The sequence below is a fragment of the Mycobacterium venezuelense genome (genome assembly GCF_054919535.1).
Genome location: NZ_JBONDW010000004.1, coordinates 1 through 18,469, shown reverse-complemented (window position 1 = coordinate 18,469; position 18,469 = coordinate 1). Strand labels below are relative to the sequence as shown.

Below are 18,469 nucleotides of genomic sequence, written 5' to 3'. Positions count from 1 at the left end.
ACTCGTGCCGACAAGGTAGACGGTAAGGCGTCGCTTCGTGGCTATCGCATGGTGGCCATGTTGTGCCAGAGATTGCGCAGGCTGTCGGTGCCCCCGAACAGGGTCGTGAAGTGGGTGGAGTCGATGAGCAGGACATCGCCGGCCCGTTGCCCGCCGGGGGGCATCCAGATCAGCGCGTTGAATTCGGTGTTGCCCGATGCGGTGAACGGATGCGGACGGTTCGGGTCGATGCGCTGCCTGCCCAGGATCCGTAGTTGATCGCCTTCTGGCGCGGTCAGCTCGTAATGCGGTAGGTGCGGGTGGAAGTTGAATGTGGCGACATTGTCGAGCAGTCGAAGACTGTCGAGGTCGCGGATCGCGGTGAGCGGTGCGATCTCTTTCGTGCCGGCCACCACGGCAGGCCGAAGGCCCCAGGTGTTGTGCACGGGGACGTCGAGCGCCCGCATCAGGGAGCGCGTGTACTGGCCGAAGCGTTGCTGGCGCGGGACGAGCCGGTCGCCGTGGTGTTCGTATTCGACCTGACGCTGCGCGTAGTCGTCGGTGAAGCCCACATCGTGATGGGGTGCCAGCAGCAGACAGGTGCCTTCGCGCTTGAGCCATTCGGTGATCGCCGCGATCTCCTCGGGCGCGGCTTCCTGTTGGGACAGGAGGTGATCCAGCCCGAACACCATGAGTGTGTCGGTGTCGGCGAGGATGCGTTCGTCGATCGGGAGCTTGTAGCCGGCCTGATCGATGCGCTGGAAAACCGCCACCGGATGGCCGGTGGCCTCTTCGGCGAGCTCCTGGAATGACAACGTGGACCGGTGGAACAGCTCGAGCGTTCCGGCGATGCCCTGCAGGAAGTTGGCCGCGTCGTACTCCGGGGTCTCGTACGCGGGCCACGCGACGTTTCGTACCTCGGTCATGGTGGAGAACCGGTTGTAGACCTCGGCCGGATCACGTTGGGATTCCCAGGGATAACTCCAGGTCCAGTAGATGCTGATGCGCCGTCCGCCGGTGTGCGCACGGGGCACATGGCTCTGGTTGTACGTGCGAGCTCGCATGGTGTCCTTCTAGCTGTCGAGTGCCGCGAGGTGGCGCAATCCGTTGAGGCCGGGCAGGAAGAAGTACGCGCCGCCCCGCAGGGTCGTGAAGGCCGGGATCCCCTTGTGCACCTTGCGGATCGGGCGTTTCGGCACAGTGAAATCGAGCGTGCCGTCCTGGGAGCCGCAGATCGGGTCGTGTTCGTTGCCGAGTTCGTGGAAGGTTCTGTCGTTGATCCAGACGTTCTGGGCGAACTCGAATTGACGAATCAGGTCGGCGCAGATGATGAACGCGGCGATGCCGCGGTCGACGCCGTCGTCGGGTGCGTCGTCGGGCAGTGCGGGCCCGTAGGTGGCACCGCGCCGGATCATCCGACGGCGGTTCATGTAGTGGGCGGTGTCGCGCGGATTGAGCCGGCGGGCATGCGATCCCAGCGGGCACGCGTAGCCGAACGGATCCATCTCCTTGTAGTTGTAATCGTTGTTGCGCATCGGATCTGCGCCCAGCTCAGGGTCGTCTTTGTCCGGTGCCAGCACGAGCGGCGCGCCGCTGCGCCACCGGCCCATGAACTTGGCGGCAAGCAGTTCCTGGCCTTCCGGGGTGTCGGCGTTCTCGCCGAGGTATTCCCGAAATGTCCCGACATGCTCCTGCAGCCGCCGGTACGCCAGGTAGCTGCCGTTGCGGGACAACACCTCGGGTTGCGGCAGGTTCGCGACCGGCCCGTCCTCGTCGGGATATCCCAGAATGAACTCACCCGGCTCCAACGCCGGACCCGAACCCGGCGTCGGTTCCTCACCGGATCCCTTCATCACGGGCTGTGACAACCGATCTCGGAACCCGAAGTGGTCATGGGCGTAGTTGAATGGCGGTGTCGCGTTGAGGTCGAGATGGGACAGGCTGCGAACGCCGTCCGTCCGCGCCAGCAGCTTGTCGTGTTCGGTGATGGAGCGCAGGCACTGCTCGTCGGTGCGGGAGAACAGGATCGCGATCGCGTGGAGATCCGCGCCGGCCAGGCCGCCGACCCAGTGTTCGGGAGCGTTGGCCCCGGTGTCGCCGAGGATGTCCGCGCGAGCCGGCATGCCCTCGCGGAACTCGTCCGGAAACGTCGCAAGGGACTCGTCGGGTACGCCTAGCGCCCGCAGGCCGTTCCAGGTGAACGCCAACGTGACCCAGCGATCGGAGGTGTCCATGGTGGCCTGGACATCCGCGGCCGACTGAACTTTGTCGAGCAATTCGGCCAGCCAGGCGCGGCCGCCTGCGGGCGTGTCGAATGACAGAAACTCGTAGCGCCCGGTGATGGCCGGCGTGCGGGTCAGCAGGATGTGCTGGATGTCATCGAGTTCGAGCATCGGAAGCGGCTCATTGCATCTGGTCGAGCATGTGTGAGAAGGCATCCTTCAGCCGCAGCGCCTTTTTGATCTCGTCGGCGGTGACGTAGGGATATTCGCCGTACTCGAGGAAGCTCGGGCATTGGTGCTCACGCACGAACTTCACGAAGGCCTCCGGGTTTTCCTTCCAGTCCTCGGGAAAGCCTTCGAGGTTGGTGAACACGGTCGTGATACCGGTGGCGCTGAACAACTGCACCGCGTCTTCGGTGTACTTGTCGAAATCGGTGTCGAAAATGCCTTGATATTGGAAGTGCAGGCCGGATCCGACGTCGAACAACACCCACCGCAGGTAGTGCAAACGCAGCGGCGCAAGCACGTCCGGGCTGGCCGCAACCGCGTCTTCGATTTGCTTCCCGTATGCGCGGACCGCTTCCTCGCGGCCCTCTTTCACCTTCGCGATTATGGAAAATCCGTAGCAGGCCGGAGTGCGGGGAAAGACCGGCCCGTAGCGCCCACGTTCCAGCTCGAAATATCCCTCTTTCGGAATCGCCATCGCAGCCGGTTTTGTCCAGTCATGATTGCCGTTGGGCACTGCGCCTCCAATTTCGATCTGTTGGATGCGGACGGTACACCGGTGGTGTCATCGGCGCCGACTACTTCGCGATGAACACCGTGGAAAAGTTGTTCGGGCTCACACCGTCCTGCGCTATTTGCTCCCTCTGCAAATACTCTGCTGGGTACGGAGTGAAAGTGCATTTCTCGCGTTACTCACGTAAATCGGGCCTATGCTTCGCGGCAGGGAGCGATAAGCCCCATTCAAATGCACAGAGGGAGACGCCCGTGCGATCAACTCAGCGCTATCTATTGGTGGGTTTGGCGACGGCGGCCAGTCCACTTGCAATGATTCTCGCCGCACCACCGGCCGGCGCCGACTGCACATACAGCGGCGGGTCCACGGTGTGCGCGCAGGGCGAAGTCCGCGGTGCGGACGGGGTGCCAAGGGCTGCGACTCCGGTGGTGCCGTACCCCTGCGAATACGACTGGTACTGCGGCACCGAATGGGATCTCGACATCGGCTGGGATCCAGGACCGAACCGCCCCGGCGGAGGGGGCGGCATCGACATCGGCCGGCCCGGTGGGCCTCGTTGATCCACAGCGCCAACGCTTTTCAAGCACACTCTCAACACTCGACAAAGGAGCCAACATGACGTCTTCACCGCGTACCCAGCGCCGCGCGATCAAGATAGCGATGGGCACCGGCGCCATAGCCGGTGCGATGCTGTTCGGATCAGCCGCCGTGGCGGGCGCCGAACCGCCGCCGGTCCCGCCGCCATGCACGGCCGCCGAACTCGCACGGGTGATGTCGGGCGTCACGTTCGACACGTCGAACTATCTCATCGCCCATCCCGATGTGAATGACTTCTTCACCAGCCTCAAAGGCCAGCCCAAGGACCAGATCAAGGCACAGGTGGACAACTACTTCAACGCCAATCCGACGGTCCGCGACGACCTTCAGCGCATCAGGCAGCCTTCGGCCGACTTCCGTCAGCGTTGTGGACTACCGGCGACACCCTGATCAGCAGCGGGTGGCGATGGCTCCGCAGCGCCCGGACAGGCCGGCCTTCACCTGACGGGTCGCCTCGACGGCCGCGCTGCTGCATACACTTTCGCGCAACGGCTGACGCCGCACGGTGGTCCGGCGGCGTTCAGGCCACGCATTGGCGCACCGCTGTTCGCACGACGGTGCGAATCCATCGATGGCGGTGGTCGTTGTCGAGGGCGGGGTGCCAGATCATCCGGTAAGGGAGCGTGGCGATCTCGTCCGGGGCGCGCAGGATGCGCAGGTCGTTCGGTACCGCCGACGAAACGATGGCCTGGCTCGGCAAAGTCGCGATCAGATCGGTGCCCGGCAAGAGCTGGGTCGCGACCGCGTGGTAAGCGACGGTCACCGCGCACCGCCGCGGCATGCCGAGTTTGGCCAACGGCAAATCGATGTCGGGTTGTACGCCGTCGTGGACGTCCACGATGACGTGGCGGGCAACGCAGTAGTCAGCCAGTGCGATGTCGTCCGCGTCGGCCAGCGGGTGGTCGGCCGCGACGACGCACACGAATCGTTCGACGAGCAGTTCTTCCGAGTGGAGATCAGCGGTCGAGAAGCCGCCGTAGAGCCCCAGATCGATGGCGGAGTTGCGGATCTGTTCCGCGACACCGTCGGGTGTCCAGCTGTGAAAGTGAACTGGCGCTTCCGGTGACTGGCGCAGCAGCTCGCGGCAGATCGCCGGGCCGAACGTCTGCACCCCGTAGTCCGTCGCGGCCAGCCGTACCGGACGTGTCGATGCCGATGGATCGAAATGCGCTGGAGCGAAGATGTTCTCAAGCTGGGGCAGGACGGTGTTCAGTTGAGTCTGAATCGACTCGGCCCGCGCGGACAGGCGGTAGCCGGTCGAGTCCCGGATCAGCAGAGGGTCGTCGAGCAGACGGCGCAGCCGCTGGAGCGCTCGACTCATCGCAGGCTGGCTCAGGCCGACGCGCTCGGCGGCGCGGGACACCTGCTTCTCTTCGATGAGTGCCACGAGCGGCGGTATCAAGTTCAGGTCGACCCGGTCGATATGCGCTTGGTGCATACATGACATAGTAAGAATGCATATGACTTATGGGTGTGGCGCTGGAACTCTTGTGCGTATGAGCCGCGACGTCATCCTGATCACCGGTGCTTCCAGCGGCTTCGGCCGACTCACCGCCGAAGCGCTCGCCAGGGCGGGCCACACCGTCTACGCGTCGATGCGCGACACGGCCGGACGCAATGCCGCGCACGCGGCCGAGATCGCCGCGATGTCCGAACGCGACGGCATCGACCTGCGGGCGCTCGAACTCGACGTGCAGTCCGAGCGGTCGGCGGCAGACGCCGTGTCGCGTGTGGTCGCCGAGGCCGGCCGCCTCGACGTCGTGGTGCACAACGCCGGGCACATGGTGTTCGGCCCGGCCGAGGCATTCACTCCCGACCAGTACGCGAACCTGTTCGACGTCAACGTCATCGGGACGCAGAGGGTCAACCGTGCCGCACTGCCTCAGCTGCGGCGCCAAGGGCGAGGGCTGCTGGTGTGGGTGTCCAGCAGCAGCTCGGCCGGCGGTACGCCGCCCTACCTCGCCCCGTACTTCGCCGTCAAAGCGGCGATGGATTCGCTAGCGGTGTCGTATGCCCGCGAGCTGAGCCGGTGGGGCATCGAGACTTCGATAGTGGTTCCCGGCGCATTCACCTCCGGTACCAATCACTTCGCCCATGCGGGTACGCCTGCCGACCAACAGGTGGTCGATGACTATCAGAGCGGGCCATACCGGGATTTCGGCCCTCAGGTGACGGCCGCGTTCAACTCGATCGTGCCCCCCGACGCCGACGTATCGCAGGTTGCCCGCGCAATCGTCGACGTGGTGGCGGCGCCGTTCGGCAAGCGGCCGTTCCGCGTTCACATCGATCCGACCGGTGACGGCGCCGACGTCGGATTCGCGGTACTCGACCGGCTCCGCGCCGAGATGCTGCACCGCGTCGGTTTGGCGGACCTACTGGTTACCGCTAGCCGGTAGTCAGCACTCTTGCCAGCGGCAGGGCGGCCGCGACCCGAACAGCTGAAAATACCCATCGAGAACAGAAAGGCATCACCATGAAGATCTCGGGCAACACCATTTTCATTCCCGGTTCGACGAGTGGCATCGGGCTGGAACTGGCCCTGGCGCTGCAGGCCAAGGGCAACACCGTCATCATCGGCGGGCGGCGTAGCGATCTTCTCGACGAGATCGCCGCCGACCATCCGGAACTCGACACCGTCCAGATCGACGTCGCCGATCCCGCGAGCATCGAGAGTGCGGCCGCGACAGTGCTGGACAGGCATCCCGACCTCAACGTCGTGATCGCCATGGCAGGCATCATGGCCGTCGAGGACTGGCATAAGCCCGAGTCGTTCCTGGCGTCAGCGGAGTCGGTCGTCATCACCAATGTGCTCGGCCCCATTCGCCTTATCGCCGCCTTCATCGGTCACCTGCAGGCTCAGGAGGATGCCACGTTCGTCACGGTGTCGTCGGGCCTGGGCTTCGCTCCGCTGAAAGCCACTCCGAGCTACAACGCGTCGAAGGCCGCCGTTCATATGCTCACCGAATCGGTGCGGTTGCAGCTTTCGGACACCAATGTGAAGTTCGTCGAACTCATCCCGCCGTCCGTGGCTACCGATCTGATTCCCGGACAACGCGAAAGCAGCTTCGCGATGCCGCTGGAGGACTTCGTCACCGAGGTCGTCGACCTGCTGGAAAGCCAGCCCGACGCCAAGGAGATTCAGGTCGAACGCGTGAAGTTCCTGCGCTACGGTGAGGCCCGTGGCGACTACGACCAAGTGGTCGCCACACTCAATGCCGCCGATCCGCACGGACATTGAGCAGGGCGACCACCGGCCCAGCCGGCCGGGTATAACACCGGGCGAGGTCAGCGCTGGTATGCGGGATCGTTCATCGGCTGAATGCGCTGGGCGGCAAGCCATCCGAGCACGTAGTCGGCGACTTCCTGCCAACCTTGGTCGATCACCAGCGAGTGTCCGCGGTCGGGGAACTGCTTGAGATCGGTGACGGCCGTGGACTCTCCGTACAGCTTGTAGGCCGCCCTGGTCACCACGTCGGGAACGGTGTGGTCTTTCTGACCGGAGATCAGCAGCAGCGGGCCGCGCTTGTTGTTGTCGGTGTTGACTTTCGCCGGGGAGTTTTTGTGGAAGTTGGCGAATGCCGCTTCGAACAGGGGACGTCCGGGTGACGGGATCGTCCAGCGGTTGAACAGCGCCTCGGAGGATTCCTTGTCTATGGCGTTGCCGAATCCGTAGCGGAACTGCGAAGCGGTCAGTGACACTGCGCGCTTCTTGTTGGCCGGGCTACCCAGGACGGGGAAACCTGAGCGCAACTGGGCGAACGGCAGCGGCTTTACCCCCTTGATCTGTGCGGGGTCGATGGCCACAGCGGCGCGCCCGTAACCCAAGCCGGCCAATTTCTGGGCGATCAGGCCACCGAACGAGTGGCCGACGATGACCGGTGCCTGCGGCTGCGCGGAGATCACACGGGCATAGTGCTCGGTGACCTGATCGATGCCGATTCCGGCAACGGCATCGGCGTTCGCCCTGGCGGCCTGGATCGTGTTGGGCTCGCCCGGCCAACCAGGCGCGACCGGGGCGTAACCCTTCTGGCTGAACAGATCCATCCACGGCTGCCAAGAGCTGGCGTGCAACCAGAGGCCGTGGATGAAGACGACGGGGGTGCGGATGTCGGTCATGATGTTCTCCTTGGTCGAGACGTCCGTCCGGATCCGTTCCGGACGTGGTGTCACGACCTAGAGTCGTCGCGGCCAGGTCTCCTGGGATCAGACGTTTGACCTAATCGCCGACGGACGGCGCGACGACGACGACGGCGACATGACCTAAGCGGTGTCGAGCGCATCGAGGGCTTGGCGCAGCCCAGAACGCCTGGTGATGCCGAGTTTGGGGAAGACACGGTAGAGGTGAGCCCCGACGGTGCGCGGTGACAGGTAGAGCTGTTCGGCGATCTCCTTGTTGCTCAACCCGTTTGCGGCCAATTCGGCGATGCGCCGTTCCTGCCCGCTCAATTCGACCTCGGTGGTGTAGCCGCGGTGCGGGGTCGAGCCGGCGGCGCGCAGTTCGGCAGCGGTGCGCGCCGTCCACGGCGCGGCCCCGAGAATCTCGAATGTCTCGGCTGCCGCGGCCAATACCGTCTGGGCCTGTCGGTAGCGGCGTTGCCGCCGCAGCCACATCCCGTAGGCGAGCTGGATGCGGGCGTGCTCGAACGGGAACGCCGCCGCAGCCGGGTGAGCGATGGCAGCACCGTACAGATCATCGGCACAGTCGTCGTCGGCGGCGGCCAGTGCCGTTGCCCCGGCCAGGGTGAGGCTCAGCCGCGGCGAGATATCGCTGACGTTCAGGCGCTTCGCGGCGGCGACATGCTGGCGCGCGGCGTCGGTGCGGTCGGACCGGACGGCGGCTTCGACCAGATCGAAGATCGCGCGCAACGCTTGATGCGAGTAGTGCGGGATGTCGCCTGCGGCACTGATCGATGTGGCGGCCGTCCACGCGGCCTCGTAATCGCCTTCGGCCAGGGCACACAGTAGGGCGATCCGTTTGGTATAGCCCAGATGCAGCCCGAGGCGGCGGGACCGGGCCCAGGCATCGACGGCGCTACCCAACTCGCGGGCGCGCTGGGTTTCACCTTTCGAGGCGGCCAGAAGTCCTTCGAAGACCAGGAATTGGTTTTCGAACATTTCGTGACCGTGCTTGCGAGTCAATGCCAAGCCGCGGTCTGCGGTGCGTTCGGCGTCGGCCCACTGGCCGCTGTTGATCTGGTCGAGCAACGTCAGATGCTCCATGGTCATCGCGTTGGTCAGTGCGCCGTCCCCGCTTTCGCGGGCGGTGTGGTCGTTGATCGCGGCCCGGAACGATTCCAGGGAATCTACGTAGTACGCACTCACGGCAAGGCGCATCAAATCCCACGGTTCGAGACTGTCCAGGTGCTGTAGAAACGCATCGAGGCGTTGGGTCACGGTGACGCCGCGGTAGCCGACGTCGCCCCAGGCGTCACGGTGGAGAAGCGTTTTCGGATCCAGGCGGTCAGCGACGGCGTCGATCGCGAGATCGGTGATGCCCCATTTGTCCGGATCGGCGCAGTACTGGCTGATTGCCAGCAGGGCGTTCACGAGCCGGTTGACCGTCGTGTCATCGAGTTCGGCTGCGGTGCCGAGGACGTCGACTATTCGCCGGTGGGTCGAGATGACATCGCCGTTGCGGTACAGCGCTAGGTACGACTGTGTCAGGGCGGCCGCGGCGCGTTCAGCCGGCTCACCGGTGCTTGCCGGGCCGGTGTAATCGGCCAGTAGTGAGGCGGCGTCGTCGAGGCGGGCCGCCTGGGCGGCGACGAACGCGGCTTCCCCGGACAGGTGGGCGCGCCGTCCGGGTTTCTTGCTCAGTTCGGCGGCGCGGCGCAGCAAGCTGACCGCGGTGCGGGCCCCGCCGCGGCGGATCGTGGTGGCGGCGGCCTCTTCCAGCACCGCCGAGATTGCATCGTCGGGATCGACCGTCGCCGCCGACAGGTGGGCTGCGCGGCGTACGACATCATCGGCGTAGAGACCGGCTAGCAGGCTGTGGGCGGCGCGGCGTTCGTTGGCCGTCGACATCTGTATGACGGCCGCACGTACGAGCGGATGGCGGAACACAAGCTCCCCGTGTTCGTCGACACGTAGCAACCCGTACTCGATGGCGCCTTCGGCGCCCCGCATGCGGTAGCGCGATCCGCCGCCCGCGACCCCGGCCGGGGAGGAAGCCGATCCGTCCAGCGCGGCACGCAGCAGTTCGCTGCGGGCCTGCGGATCCAATTGCGCCAGCCGACCGCCGAAGACGCCCTGAAGACGTTCGGTCAAAGTTATCGCCGCACCACCCGCGCCAGAGTTGACCGGATGCCGGGGCAGTTCGTCCAACGCCAACGGGTTACCGGCCGCCTGTTGCAGAATCGTCGCGCGCACGTCGGCGGACAGGTCCGGAAAATGCGATCGCAGATAAGTTTCCGCGGTTTCCTCGTCCAGGGCACCGATCGCGATCCGCGGCCACGGGCCGTCGCCGACCACCGATTGGACCTCGGCTCGGCATACCGCCAGGATGCGCACTCGAGGATCGTGGATCCGCTGCCCGGCGATGGTCACTACCGCAGCGCTCACATCGTCGAGCCAGTGGGCGTCATCGATGATGACGAGAAGCGGCTTGTCGCGGGCAACAGCCGACAGCAATTCCAGCCAGGCAAGGGCCATGGCCAACGGCGACGGCGGTGCGGCGGTGTCGCGCCCGGTCGCCGGCGCCAATGCCGTGGCGGCCGCCGAATCGATGTCGGAGAGCCGGTCACGCCAGGGCAGCACCAGCTGGCTGAGCCCCGCGAGGGCGAACTGGGCCTCGAACTCGACAGCCATGGTGGCCAGCACCCGCCAGCCGTCACTGGCGGCCGCGGCGGCCACGTCCGCGATCAACGCCGTCTTACCGACCCCCGCATCCCCGCGTACCACTGCCGCGCCTGCGCCGGTCGGCGTGGTCAGAAATTTCGCTACCTCCGCCAACTCCCCGGAGCGGCCGACCAGGGGCTTACCGGGTTGTATCACCGATCGGTCCGCTGAGCGGGGCCGCGATCACCGCGGCGAACGGGACATTGAGTCATTTGACCGATCCCGCGTCGGTCGGTGACGGCGACAGTGATGTGCACACCCGCTAACAACACCAGATCGGAGCGAGAGATGCCGCACTACGGACCGGCACTGTCAGGGGCCAGGAGATCTCCTATCGCGAGCGGAATGATCGCGGCCCGCCTATCGGTTGTCCGCAGGGTGTGCACCTCGCACCAGCCCTGAACTACTTCGACAGAGCCCACCAACACAGGAACTGAATTCACCATGTCACCGACCACTGACAGCACCGCCATCCTCGTCATCGGCACCGGAGAACTCGGCGCCAGCGTGCTCGCCGCGCTCACCCGTCACGTCGGCGAGCACCCCGGCGCCGCGACCGTCAGCGTGTTGTTGCGGCCACCGGCTACCGGCGGACAACGCGATACCCGCGGCGAGGAGCTGACCCAGATGGGCATCGCGATCGAGCACGCCGATGTCGCGACCGCGTCGGTCGCCGAGTTGGCGACCATCATGATGCGCTATCACACCGTCATCAGCTGCATCGGATTCGCGGCTGGTTCGGGTACCCAGCTTAAACTCGCCCGTGCCGCGCTCACCGCGGGTGTGCCGCGGTACTTCCCGTGGCAGTTCGGCGTCGATTACGACGAGATCGGGCGCGGCAGTGCCCAACCTCTGTTCGACGAGCAACTCGACGTCCGCGACCTGCTACGCAATCAGCGGGCCACCGAATGGGTCATCGTTTCCACCGGCATGTTCACCAGCTTCCTGTTCGAACCCGCCTTCGGTGTCGTCGATCTGGCCGCCAACACGGTGCACGCCCTCGGAAGCTGGGACAACGAAGTCACCCTCACCACCCCAGAAGACATCGGGGTGCTCACCGCCGACATCGTGTTCGCCGAACCCCGGATCCGCGACACGGTCGTCTACCTCGCCGGCGACACCATCAGCTACCGCGACCTCGCCGACATCGTCGACCGGGTCCGCGGAACCACCGTCACCCGCGAGGAGTGGACCACCGACTACCTGGCCGACCAACTGCGCCAGGAGCCGGATGACACGATGCGCAAATACCGTGCGGTGTTCGCCAGGTCCAATGGCGTGGCCTGGCCGAAAGCACAGTCTTACAACGCACTTCATGGGATCGGCACCACGACGGCCGAGGAATGGGCCCGGCGTAACCTCGAGTGACCACCAGAAGACACCTGGCGGTTCCGCCGCACCCGGCACCTAGGCGCTGACGGTCCCACGATCGAGGCTGAGCCCGGACTTCACCTGACGGGTCAGGTCGTCGCCGAGCACCTCGACCAGCCCGGCTTCCACCCCGTCGAGAGCCGCCGCCGCGACGTGTGCCGGATCGGCTTTCGGGGCGTCGACGCCCGCGGTCATGTCGGTGTCCATATAGCCGACGTGCAGTGCGGTCACCGCGACGTTCTTCGGTGCCAATTCCTCACGAACAGCGTCGGTTTGGGCCCACAGTGCGGCCTTGGCCGCCGAGTACGCGCCGATGCCGGCCGGGTGCACCCAGGACAGGACCGACGCGACGTTGAGCACCGCGCCGGGCGCGTTGGCGATGAGGTGCGGCGCGAATGCCCTCGTGACCGCCAATGTGCCGAAGTAGTGGGATTCCATCTGGGCGCGGATGTCATCGAGTGGGCCTTCGAGGAGCCCGTTGTAGCTGGCGGTTCCGGCATTGTTGACCAAAATGGTTGTGTCATGCGCGATTTCAGCTGCCGCAGCGATTGTGGCGGGATCGGTGATGTCGATGCGCACCGGGATGACGCCGTCGAGCGTGATGGACTCAGGATTGCGCGCGGCGGCGTACACCTTGGCGCCGCGGGCTACGAGCTGTTGGGCCAGATGGCGGCCGAGACCGCGGTTGGCTCCGGTGACGAACGCGACGGATCCCTGAATCTGCACGGCCACTCCTTGTTCGGGCTGACTTGGTTATGTGGAGTTAGAACCATGTGGTGATGCGATCTGTTCCCTCAGTTCCCGGTGAGGATCGCGGCGACGTCGTCAGAGGGCACTTCGTAACCGAGGTCATCGATGAACGCGACGTGGACCGGTCGGCCGGTGCGCCGGGCTTCAAGCTCGACGGTGGGGCCTTCGGGGCGGGGCAGATGGCGGTCGCCCCACTGTTGCAGTGCGCCGACCAGGACATGCAGCTCCCGCCCGGCCGGGGTGAGCCGGTACTCGGGCCTGGCACGTTGACCAGGTTCTTGATACGACGTCTTGGTCATCACCCCGTAATCGACGAGGGTCGAGAGCCGGTCGCTGAGCATGTCGGCGCCGATGCCGAGGTGGGACTGGAAGTCGGCGAATCTCGTCGTCCCCAGCAGTGCCTCGCGAAGGATGAGGATCGTCCACCGCTCACCGAGGACGGCGAGGCTTCGGGCGACCGAACATTGCAGGATCTCGACGTTCTTTCGTCCCATGCCTCAAGGGTACGACCCTGACTTTGGCGTTCGAAGTCAGAAAGGCCCGCCGCCACGAAGGGCGGCGGGCCGATCATCGGGACGTCAGCCGGCCATGAACTCGTCATAGGCCGAGGACAGCTCCGGTGACAACGCAGTCACATTGCACGCGCGCTGTGCATCACCGATCGGAGCCAGGATGCCCCGCAGGTCGTAATACTCCGCCGGGTTGGCGGTGAAGTAACCACGCAGCGTCGCCGCGGCCTGCGGGCGCGGCTGGGTCATCGCGGTGGTGACCGCCTGATTGGCACCCGGGTGAGTGTCCAGATAAGCGCGCGCCGCGCCGGTGGCTGAGCTGACCGTGTTAGCCAGCCCGCTGGCGCTGCAGTCCGGTGCCGCATTCGCCGCCGGTGCGGCGATCATTGCTGCGGCGACGCCCCCGAGCAGACCGGAGGCGCAGGCACCGGCGATTCCGCGGCGCGCAGTGATACCAGTGAATTTCATGATCATTTTCCTTTGGGTCGCGATTCTGGTCGCTGATTTCCCCGCCCGAATCGAAAGTAACCGTCTCTGGGCGGAGCAAAACCCGTGCGGCTGCCGCAGCAACTACCAGCGGAGAAGTGTTACAGCAGGTAAGAGTGAATTGCGCCTCATTCCGGCGCGTATTGGAAATGAGATCTTGAAAACTCTCAGATTTCGCGAGCCGCTCTTAATTGATCGTGATCTGCAAGGTGATCGAATTGTTATGTGTGGGCGGCGCCAGCTAACCCTGGGAAGTCAGCGCTCGCGTCTTAGCTCGGCGAGCGAGTTTCGCAAGCCGCCGTCGCGCCGGATCTGCACGGCCGCGATCGCCAGCGTCACCGCGGCGGTAACCAGATGGACGACGGCGTCGGTGATGTTGTTGGGGAAGGCAAATATGTAGGCCACTTGATTGGAGAAGAACGCCCAGATTCCGGGCAGTGCCCCGGCCACCGTTGCCAGCAGGAGATAGAGCACCGACCACGATTTCTGCCGGCACAGCACCAGGCCGGGCCCGAACAGCGCCAGCCCGGCGACCGCCTGCCAACCGTTGTAGTCAATGCCGCGTCGTAAGGTCGGACGCGTGGAAATCCGCGCCGCCGAAGCCGACGACATCGCCGCGATCGCGCCGTTCTTCCGCGCCATCGTGGCTGACGGCGAGAGCTACACCTACCCCGACGACCTGACCGATGCGCAGATTCGCGAGGTATGGCTGGCAGAGCCACCGGGGCACACCATCGTCGCGGTGGTCGACGGCGTCGTCGTCGGCACCGCAAGGATGGGGCCCAACAAACCCGGACGTGGGAATCACGTCGGCACCGCGAGCTTCATGGTCGATCCGGATTCGCCCGCGCGTGGCGTCGGGCGCGCCATGGGGCAGTGGGTGATCGACTGGCACCGCGAAAACGGTTATTCGGCCATCCAATTCAATGCTGTCGTCGAGACGAACGTGCGGGCGGTGGCGCTGTGGCGAAACCTCGGATTCCAGATCATCGGCACCGTGCCCAGGGCCTACCGGTCGCGCAAGCACGGACTGGTAGGCCTGCACATCATGTATCTGGAGCTGTGATCACCAGGTATCCACGAATCGCCTGGCCGCTGCCGGTCGCTCGTACTCCGTGGCCGCGGCCAGTGTGGCGGCGATCAAGGACCGCGTCTCCGCTGGATCGATGACATCGTCGATCTCGAACATCGACGCCGAGTTCAAAGCCCTGGCGTGCATTTCGGCGGCCGCCGTCGCGGCCCGCACGGCCTCCTCGCGGGCGTCGGGGTCCTCGATCGCTTCGAGCTCCTTGCGCATCCCGAGCCGAACGGCGCCTTCCAAGCCCATCGGGCCCAGATGTGCACCGGGCCATGCGACCGTGAGCAGCGGCTCGTGCAGGCTTCCCCCACACATCGCTTGTGCGCCAAGGCCGTAGCCGCGTCGGAGGATCACGGCCACCAATGGCACACTCAACGCCGCACCCGCCACCAGCAACCGCGAGCCGCGGCGCACCAGGGCCTCGGCCTCGGCGGCCGGGCCGACCATGTAGCCGGGGCAGTCGACCAGCGACACCACCGGCAGCCCGAACGCGTCGCACAGCTGTAGGAACCGGGCGGCCTTGTCCGAGGCCGCGGCCGTGATGGCACCGGCCATGACCCTGGTGTTGTTCGCGATGACGCCGACCGGGCGGCCGTCGATGCGGGCCAGCGCCGTCACCATCTCGGGCGCGAATTTCTCGCGCAGAAACGTGACCGAGTCCTGGTCGGCGAGCGTCTCGATGATCGGCCCGACCTGATATGCGCGCCGGGCCCGTTCCGGAACCATTGTGCGCAAAGGTGTTTGGTCGGTAGCGGGCCCGGGTTCGGCTGTCCCGTGGAAATAGCCCAGCAGCTTCTTGGTGACTGCGACGGCTGCGGCCTCGTCGGGAACCACGACGTCGACCACACCGTTCGGTGCCTGTACCGAAATCGGTCCCACGTCGTCAGGGGCGATATCGCCGAGACCGCCGCCGGCGATCATCGCCGGACCGCCCATCCCGATCGAGGTGTCCTCTGTTGCGACGATGAGGTCGGCCGCCCCGGCGATCACCGCATTGCCTGCGAAACAGCGGCCCTTCACGACCGCGATGCGCGGCACCAAGCCGGACAGCGCGGCCCACAGTTTGAACGCCCGCACCTCCAACGAGGACACGGTCGGATAGTCGGTGTCTCCGGGCCGCCCGCCGCCGCCCTCGGCGAAGAACACCGTGGGCAGCCGCATCCGCTCGATGATCTCGAAGAGCCGGTCCTTCTTCCGGTGCCCCAGCGCACCTTGCGTTCCGGCGAGAACGGTGTAGTCGTACGACAGGATCGCGCAGGCGTGGCCGTCGATCCGTGCCGTGCCTGCCACCAGCCCATCGGCCGGGGTGCGTTCGATGAGATCGGTGTGGTCGCGACGCTGGCGTTGTGCCGCGATCGCGAATCGCCCGTACTCGACGAACGAGCCGGGGTCGATGAGATCGGTGATGTTCTCGCGTGCCGTCCTGGCTTGCGCGGCGTGGCGCCGCGCCATCGCCTCGGGCCGGGCGTCGTCCTGCGTGAGTGCCCGCCGCCGCAGCACTTCGGCGAGGTCGTCGCGGATCGGTTCGTCGGGCATCGTGCTCCTATTGGAATAGCGACCGGGCGCTCGGCAGTTGCGGTGAGATGTGACCGTCACCTCATTCGATCCACGCTCCCTGCTCGCCGAGGCCCGCCTTGGTGTGCTCGCAACCATTAAATCCAACGGTGTCCCGCAACTGTCCCCGGTGACCCCCGCCTATGACCGGGATGCCGACGTCATCTACGTGTCGATGACCGAAGGCCGTGCCAAGACCGTGAATCTGCGCCGCGACCCGCGCGCCGCATTTGAGGTCACGAGCGCCGACGGATGGGCGTGGGCGACCGCCGAGGGCTCGGTGACGCTGACCGGGCCGGGCACCGACCCGCACGGGCCCGAGGTGCAGGCGCTCGTCGACTACTACCGCAACGCGGCAGGCGAGCATCCCGACTGGGACGAATACCGATCGGTGATGGTCTCCGACCGCAGGGTGTTGATGGCCCTGGCCGTCGAGCGGGTCTACGGCGAGAAGCTGCGGTGATCAGCCCTGTGGAATCTCGGCCGCGATGCGGTCGAGGACTGCGGGGTAGCGGTTGGCATCGCGCTGCCCGCCTGGCTTGCCGCTGCTGACGACGGCCGCCGACAACGTGCGCGCGGGATCGGCCCACACCGCGATGTCGACGAGCCCGGTGTGGCCGAACGCCGAAGGCGTGTTGTGTCCGAACGGACCGAATCGTTTGCCGCCCAACATGTAACCGGTGCTCCACCGCATCGGCTTGAGTCCCGTCGCCACGTCGGGACGCATCCGTCGGCACGGTGCCGTCGCGGCGCGCAGGGTTTCGGGGCTCATGATACGCACGCCGTCCAGTTCGCCCCCGCGGCGCAGTATTTCGGCGAAGCGCGACAGCTCGTCGGCCGTCGATACCGTGCTCGACGACGGCACGATGCTGGTGAGGAACAGTGGCGTGTTGCTGAGCGGGATGATGCGGTCGGGCGTGCCCCCGACCGCGGCGCGGAAGGCGGCCGCGATGGGCGCGGGAAGTGGCTTGCCGGTGACATGGCTTGGTGCGACGAGCGAAACCTCTTCCGGCAGAACGCCGTAATTCGTCCATCGGAACTTGAGCGGATCGAGGATTTCCTCGGCCAGGATGTCGCGGATATTGCGACCGGTGGCCGCCGAGACGATCTCACGGATCAGCGGTCCCCACGTCAGCCCGTGGTAGATGTGCACCAGGCCTGGCCGGTACAGGGGCTTGAGCATCGAGAGTTGTTCGCGGGTGTACTCGCTGTCGTTGACTCTCGTGACATCCGGACGCGGGCCGGTGTGGATCGGGACGCCCGCGCTGTGCGTCATCACGTGGCGGATCGTGGTGCGGTCCTTGCCATGGCTGGTGTAGTTCGGCAGGTAATCGCACACCCGATCGTCGAGTGAGAAGTGTCCGCGTTCGACCAGCATGTGCACGACGGTCGAACTGATCGCCTTGGCCGCGGAATACACGCAGAACGGGGTTTCCGTTGTGACGGGGATCTTTTCGGCGTCTTCAGGGTCGTCCGGACCGTTGCCCCAGCCGTGGCCGATCGCACGGTTGAGCACTACTTTTCCGTTGTGCCGCAGGCAGACCTGGATTGCCGGATGCATGCCGGCGCGGTACCAATGCCGCACCGACTGCCAGATGCGCTCGACCGCCTGAGGATCGATACCCGAGTGGTCTTCGTCGCCGATGTCGGTGACCGCATCGAGGTCAGCGGGTACTGAAATTCTGCCGTCGGTGTTCATTACGGCTTCCTCGTCAGGGTGGCGGCCAGGTGATGTTGCAGCGGCTGCCCGACGGCACCCATCCGCACCGTGTAGGCCAGTTCGTCACCTTTGACCCGGATCGACCGGGCCAGCGCGGTCACCTTCTTGGCGGATGCGGTGAGTCCGATCGTGGTGGCGGTCAGATCCATCGTGATGCTGTCTCCATCGGTCGTCAGGGTGCCTTCCTGGATCTCGGTGATGCCCGTCGGATGAGCGAGCACCCATTCCAGGCGGTCCGGTGCGGGGACACGGAGATAGCCCGTCTCCGCATGGAGTGGGCGGCCGTCATCGCGGGCCTTCGTGCGCTGGCTGTAGGCGAGAAACGGCTTGCCGACGTGGCCGAACGCGATCTCCTCGAAGTAGTCGAACGATTCGATCGTCGGATACTCACCGCTGCCCGGACCGGCCCACGTACCCAGCAAGGGGGCGAGGACGGCAATTCCGGGATGGAGGTCAACCACACCGTCAGGGTACGGCGGCCGCCATAACGTCTACTTGTCGGTGGTTCGAACTAGTGTTCGAAGTATGGATGGTCGGGTCGCTGCCAAGCTCGCCGCGTTACGCGCGGCGCTGGCCGGGGTGCGCGACCTGCCCTGGGAATCGCTGCCCGAAACCGACCTGCTGGAT

General features: G+C 65.7%; 20 protein-coding genes. 7 read left to right on the top strand and 13 right to left on the bottom strand.

What is annotated here, in order from left to right; all coding sequences use genetic code 11:
• Nucleotides 1-41: 41 nt before the first annotated feature.
• The 3 genes from ACRCUN_RS07430 to ACRCUN_RS07420 are packed head-to-tail and all read right to left on the bottom strand — an operon-like array spanning nucleotide 42 to nucleotide 2,904.
• Complete coding sequence (locus tag ACRCUN_RS07430; RefSeq protein ID WP_462140997.1) at nucleotides 42-1,043, bottom strand: hypothetical protein; 1,002 nt, start codon at nucleotides 1,041-1,043, stop codon at nucleotides 42-44.
• A 9-nt stretch (nucleotides 1,044-1,052) separates the two neighbouring features.
• Nucleotides 1,053-2,372 carry a Dyp-type peroxidase gene (locus ACRCUN_RS07425; RefSeq protein WP_462140996.1) on the bottom strand — a complete coding sequence of 440 codons (1,320 nt, stop codon included), beginning with the start codon at nucleotides 2,370-2,372 and terminating at the stop codon, nucleotides 1,053-1,055.
• Between the two features lie 10 nt (nucleotides 2,373-2,382).
• Complete coding sequence (locus ACRCUN_RS07420; RefSeq protein WP_462141335.1) at nucleotides 2,383-2,904, bottom strand: hypothetical protein; 522 nt, start codon at nucleotides 2,902-2,904, stop codon at nucleotides 2,383-2,385.
• Nucleotides 2,905-3,191: 287 nt separating this feature from the next.
• On the opposite strand from ACRCUN_RS07420, the gene ACRCUN_RS07415 reads away from it, so the two are divergent.
• Together ACRCUN_RS07415 and ACRCUN_RS07410 are read left to right on the top strand one after the other, a co-directional pair.
• On the top strand, nucleotides 3,192-3,500 hold the full coding sequence (locus ACRCUN_RS07415; RefSeq protein WP_462140995.1) for a hypothetical protein: 309 nt from the start codon (nucleotides 3,192-3,194) through the stop codon (nucleotides 3,498-3,500).
• 55 nt (nucleotides 3,501-3,555) lie between these two features.
• Nucleotides 3,556-3,927 (top strand): heme-binding protein, encoded by a 372-nt coding sequence (locus ACRCUN_RS07410; protein ID WP_462140994.1) that lies wholly within the window; start codon nucleotides 3,556-3,558, stop codon nucleotides 3,925-3,927.
• Nucleotides 3,928-4,057: 130 nt separating this feature from the next.
• On the opposite strand, the gene ACRCUN_RS07405 is transcribed toward ACRCUN_RS07410, so the two are convergent.
• Nucleotides 4,058-4,975: a LysR family transcriptional regulator gene (locus tag ACRCUN_RS07405; RefSeq protein WP_462140993.1), complete on the bottom strand. Its 918-nt coding sequence runs from the start codon at nucleotides 4,973-4,975 to the stop codon at nucleotides 4,058-4,060.
• Nucleotides 4,976-5,033: 58 nt separating this feature from the next.
• Between ACRCUN_RS07405 and ACRCUN_RS07400 the strand changes: the two genes are divergently transcribed.
• Nucleotides 5,034-5,933: an SDR family oxidoreductase gene (locus tag ACRCUN_RS07400; protein ID WP_462140992.1), complete on the top strand. Its 900-nt coding sequence runs from the start codon at nucleotides 5,034-5,036 to the stop codon at nucleotides 5,931-5,933.
• A 77-nt stretch (nucleotides 5,934-6,010) separates the two neighbouring features.
• Complete coding sequence (locus ACRCUN_RS07395) at nucleotides 6,011-6,775, top strand: SDR family oxidoreductase (RefSeq protein ID WP_462140991.1); 765 nt, start codon at nucleotides 6,011-6,013, stop codon at nucleotides 6,773-6,775.
• Between the two features lie 47 nt (nucleotides 6,776-6,822).
• Here the strand turns inward: ACRCUN_RS07395 and ACRCUN_RS07390 are convergent, their stop codons facing one another.
• Complete coding sequence (locus ACRCUN_RS07390; protein WP_462140990.1) at nucleotides 6,823-7,653, bottom strand: alpha/beta hydrolase; 831 nt, start codon at nucleotides 7,651-7,653, stop codon at nucleotides 6,823-6,825.
• Between the two features lie 144 nt (nucleotides 7,654-7,797).
• The gene (locus ACRCUN_RS07385; RefSeq protein WP_462140989.1) at nucleotides 7,798-10,530 is read right to left on the bottom strand and encodes a helix-turn-helix transcriptional regulator; all 2,733 of its coding nucleotides are present in this window, start codon (nucleotides 10,528-10,530) and stop codon (nucleotides 7,798-7,800) included.
• A gap of 288 nt (nucleotides 10,531-10,818) precedes the next feature.
• On the opposite strand from ACRCUN_RS07385, the gene ACRCUN_RS07380 reads away from it, so the two are divergent.
• Nucleotides 10,819-11,742, top strand: a complete 924-nt coding sequence (locus ACRCUN_RS07380) for an aromatic alcohol reductase (RefSeq protein ID WP_462140988.1) — start codon at nucleotides 10,819-10,821, stop codon at nucleotides 11,740-11,742.
• Nucleotides 11,743-11,781: 39 nt separating this feature from the next.
• Here ACRCUN_RS07380 and ACRCUN_RS07375 read toward each other — a convergent pair whose 3' ends face one another.
• The 4 genes from ACRCUN_RS07375 to ACRCUN_RS07360 form a co-directional block, all read right to left on the bottom strand.
• Nucleotides 11,782-12,471, bottom strand: a complete 690-nt coding sequence (locus ACRCUN_RS07375) for an SDR family oxidoreductase (RefSeq protein ID WP_462140987.1) — start codon at nucleotides 12,469-12,471, stop codon at nucleotides 11,782-11,784.
• Nucleotides 12,472-12,539: 68 nt separating this feature from the next.
• A complete protein-coding gene (locus tag ACRCUN_RS07370; RefSeq protein WP_462140986.1) occupies nucleotides 12,540-12,989 on the bottom strand; it encodes a winged helix-turn-helix transcriptional regulator in 450 nt (149 codons plus the stop codon).
• Between the two features lie 84 nt (nucleotides 12,990-13,073).
• Nucleotides 13,074-13,472, bottom strand: coding sequence for a heme-binding protein (locus ACRCUN_RS07365; RefSeq protein ID WP_067853933.1), 399 nt, complete (start codon nucleotides 13,470-13,472; stop codon nucleotides 13,074-13,076).
• A gap of 273 nt (nucleotides 13,473-13,745) precedes the next feature.
• Nucleotides 13,746-14,102, bottom strand: coding sequence for a DUF4383 domain-containing protein (locus ACRCUN_RS07360; RefSeq protein ID WP_462140985.1), 357 nt, complete (start codon nucleotides 14,100-14,102; stop codon nucleotides 13,746-13,748).
• Between ACRCUN_RS07360 and ACRCUN_RS07355 the strand changes: the two genes are divergently transcribed.
• On the top strand, nucleotides 14,071-14,556 hold the full coding sequence (locus ACRCUN_RS07355) for a GNAT family N-acetyltransferase (RefSeq protein ID WP_462140984.1): 486 nt from the start codon (nucleotides 14,071-14,073) through the stop codon (nucleotides 14,554-14,556). The two genes, ACRCUN_RS07360 and ACRCUN_RS07355, sit on opposite strands and share 32 nt — an antisense overlap.
• Here the strand turns inward: ACRCUN_RS07355 and ACRCUN_RS07350 are convergent, their stop codons facing one another.
• Nucleotides 14,557-16,104 (bottom strand): acyl-CoA carboxylase subunit beta, encoded by a 1,548-nt coding sequence (locus ACRCUN_RS07350; protein ID WP_462140983.1) that lies wholly within the window; start codon nucleotides 16,102-16,104, stop codon nucleotides 14,557-14,559. It abuts the gene before it with no gap.
• Nucleotides 16,105-16,153: 49 nt separating this feature from the next.
• Here ACRCUN_RS07350 and ACRCUN_RS07345 point away from each other — a divergent pair, with 49 nt between their 5' ends.
• Nucleotides 16,154-16,585 (top strand): PPOX class F420-dependent oxidoreductase, encoded by a 432-nt coding sequence (locus tag ACRCUN_RS07345; RefSeq protein WP_462140982.1) that lies wholly within the window; start codon nucleotides 16,154-16,156, stop codon nucleotides 16,583-16,585.
• Here the strand turns inward: ACRCUN_RS07345 and lipE are convergent, their stop codons facing one another.
• Together lipE and ACRCUN_RS07335 are read right to left on the bottom strand one after the other, a co-directional pair.
• Entirely contained in the window at nucleotides 16,586-17,821 is a 1,236-nt protein-coding gene (gene lipE, locus ACRCUN_RS07340; RefSeq protein WP_462140981.1) for a lipase LipE, read from the bottom strand.
• Nucleotides 17,821-18,303 carry a peroxynitrite isomerase gene (locus tag ACRCUN_RS07335; RefSeq protein WP_462140980.1) on the bottom strand — a complete coding sequence of 161 codons (483 nt, stop codon included), beginning with the start codon at nucleotides 18,301-18,303 and terminating at the stop codon, nucleotides 17,821-17,823. Before ACRCUN_RS07335 ends, lipE begins: the two co-directional genes overlap by 1 nt.
• Nucleotides 18,304-18,469 lie beyond the last annotated feature (166 nt).

Coding starts and splice junctions, on each gene's coding strand:
- ACRCUN_RS07430 (WP_462140997.1), bottom strand. CDS start 1,043: ATGCGAGCTCGCACGTACAACCAGAGCCATGTGCCCCGTGCGCACACC.
- ACRCUN_RS07425 (WP_462140996.1), bottom strand. CDS start 2,372: ATGCTCGAACTCGATGACATCCAGCACATCCTGCTGACCCGCACGCCG.
- ACRCUN_RS07420 (WP_462141335.1), bottom strand. CDS start 2,904: ATGGCGATTCCGAAAGAGGGATATTTCGAGCTGGAACGTGGGCGCTAC.
- ACRCUN_RS07410 (WP_462140994.1), top strand. CDS start 3,556: ATGACGTCTTCACCGCGTACCCAGCGCCGCGCGATCAAGATAGCGATG.
- ACRCUN_RS07405 (WP_462140993.1), bottom strand. CDS start 4,975: ATGCACCAAGCGCATATCGACCGGGTCGACCTGAACTTGATACCGCCG.
- ACRCUN_RS07400 (WP_462140992.1), top strand. CDS start 5,034: ATGAGCCGCGACGTCATCCTGATCACCGGTGCTTCCAGCGGCTTCGGC.
- ACRCUN_RS07395 (WP_462140991.1), top strand. CDS start 6,011: ATGAAGATCTCGGGCAACACCATTTTCATTCCCGGTTCGACGAGTGGC.
- ACRCUN_RS07390 (WP_462140990.1), bottom strand. CDS start 7,653: ATGACCGACATCCGCACCCCCGTCGTCTTCATCCACGGCCTCTGGTTG.
- ACRCUN_RS07380 (WP_462140988.1), top strand. CDS start 10,819: ATGTCACCGACCACTGACAGCACCGCCATCCTCGTCATCGGCACCGGA.
- ACRCUN_RS07370 (WP_462140986.1), bottom strand. CDS start 12,989: ATGGGACGAAAGAACGTCGAGATCCTGCAATGTTCGGTCGCCCGAAGC.
- ACRCUN_RS07365 (WP_067853933.1), bottom strand. CDS start 13,472: ATGAAATTCACTGGTATCACTGCGCGCCGCGGAATCGCCGGTGCCTGC.
- ACRCUN_RS07360 (WP_462140985.1), bottom strand. CDS start 14,102: ATGTCGTCGGCTTCGGCGGCGCGGATTTCCACGCGTCCGACCTTACGA.
- ACRCUN_RS07350 (WP_462140983.1), bottom strand. CDS start 16,104: ATGCCCGACGAACCGATCCGCGACGACCTCGCCGAAGTGCTGCGGCGG.
- lipE (WP_462140981.1), bottom strand. CDS start 17,821: ATGAACACCGACGGCAGAATTTCAGTACCCGCTGACCTCGATGCGGTC.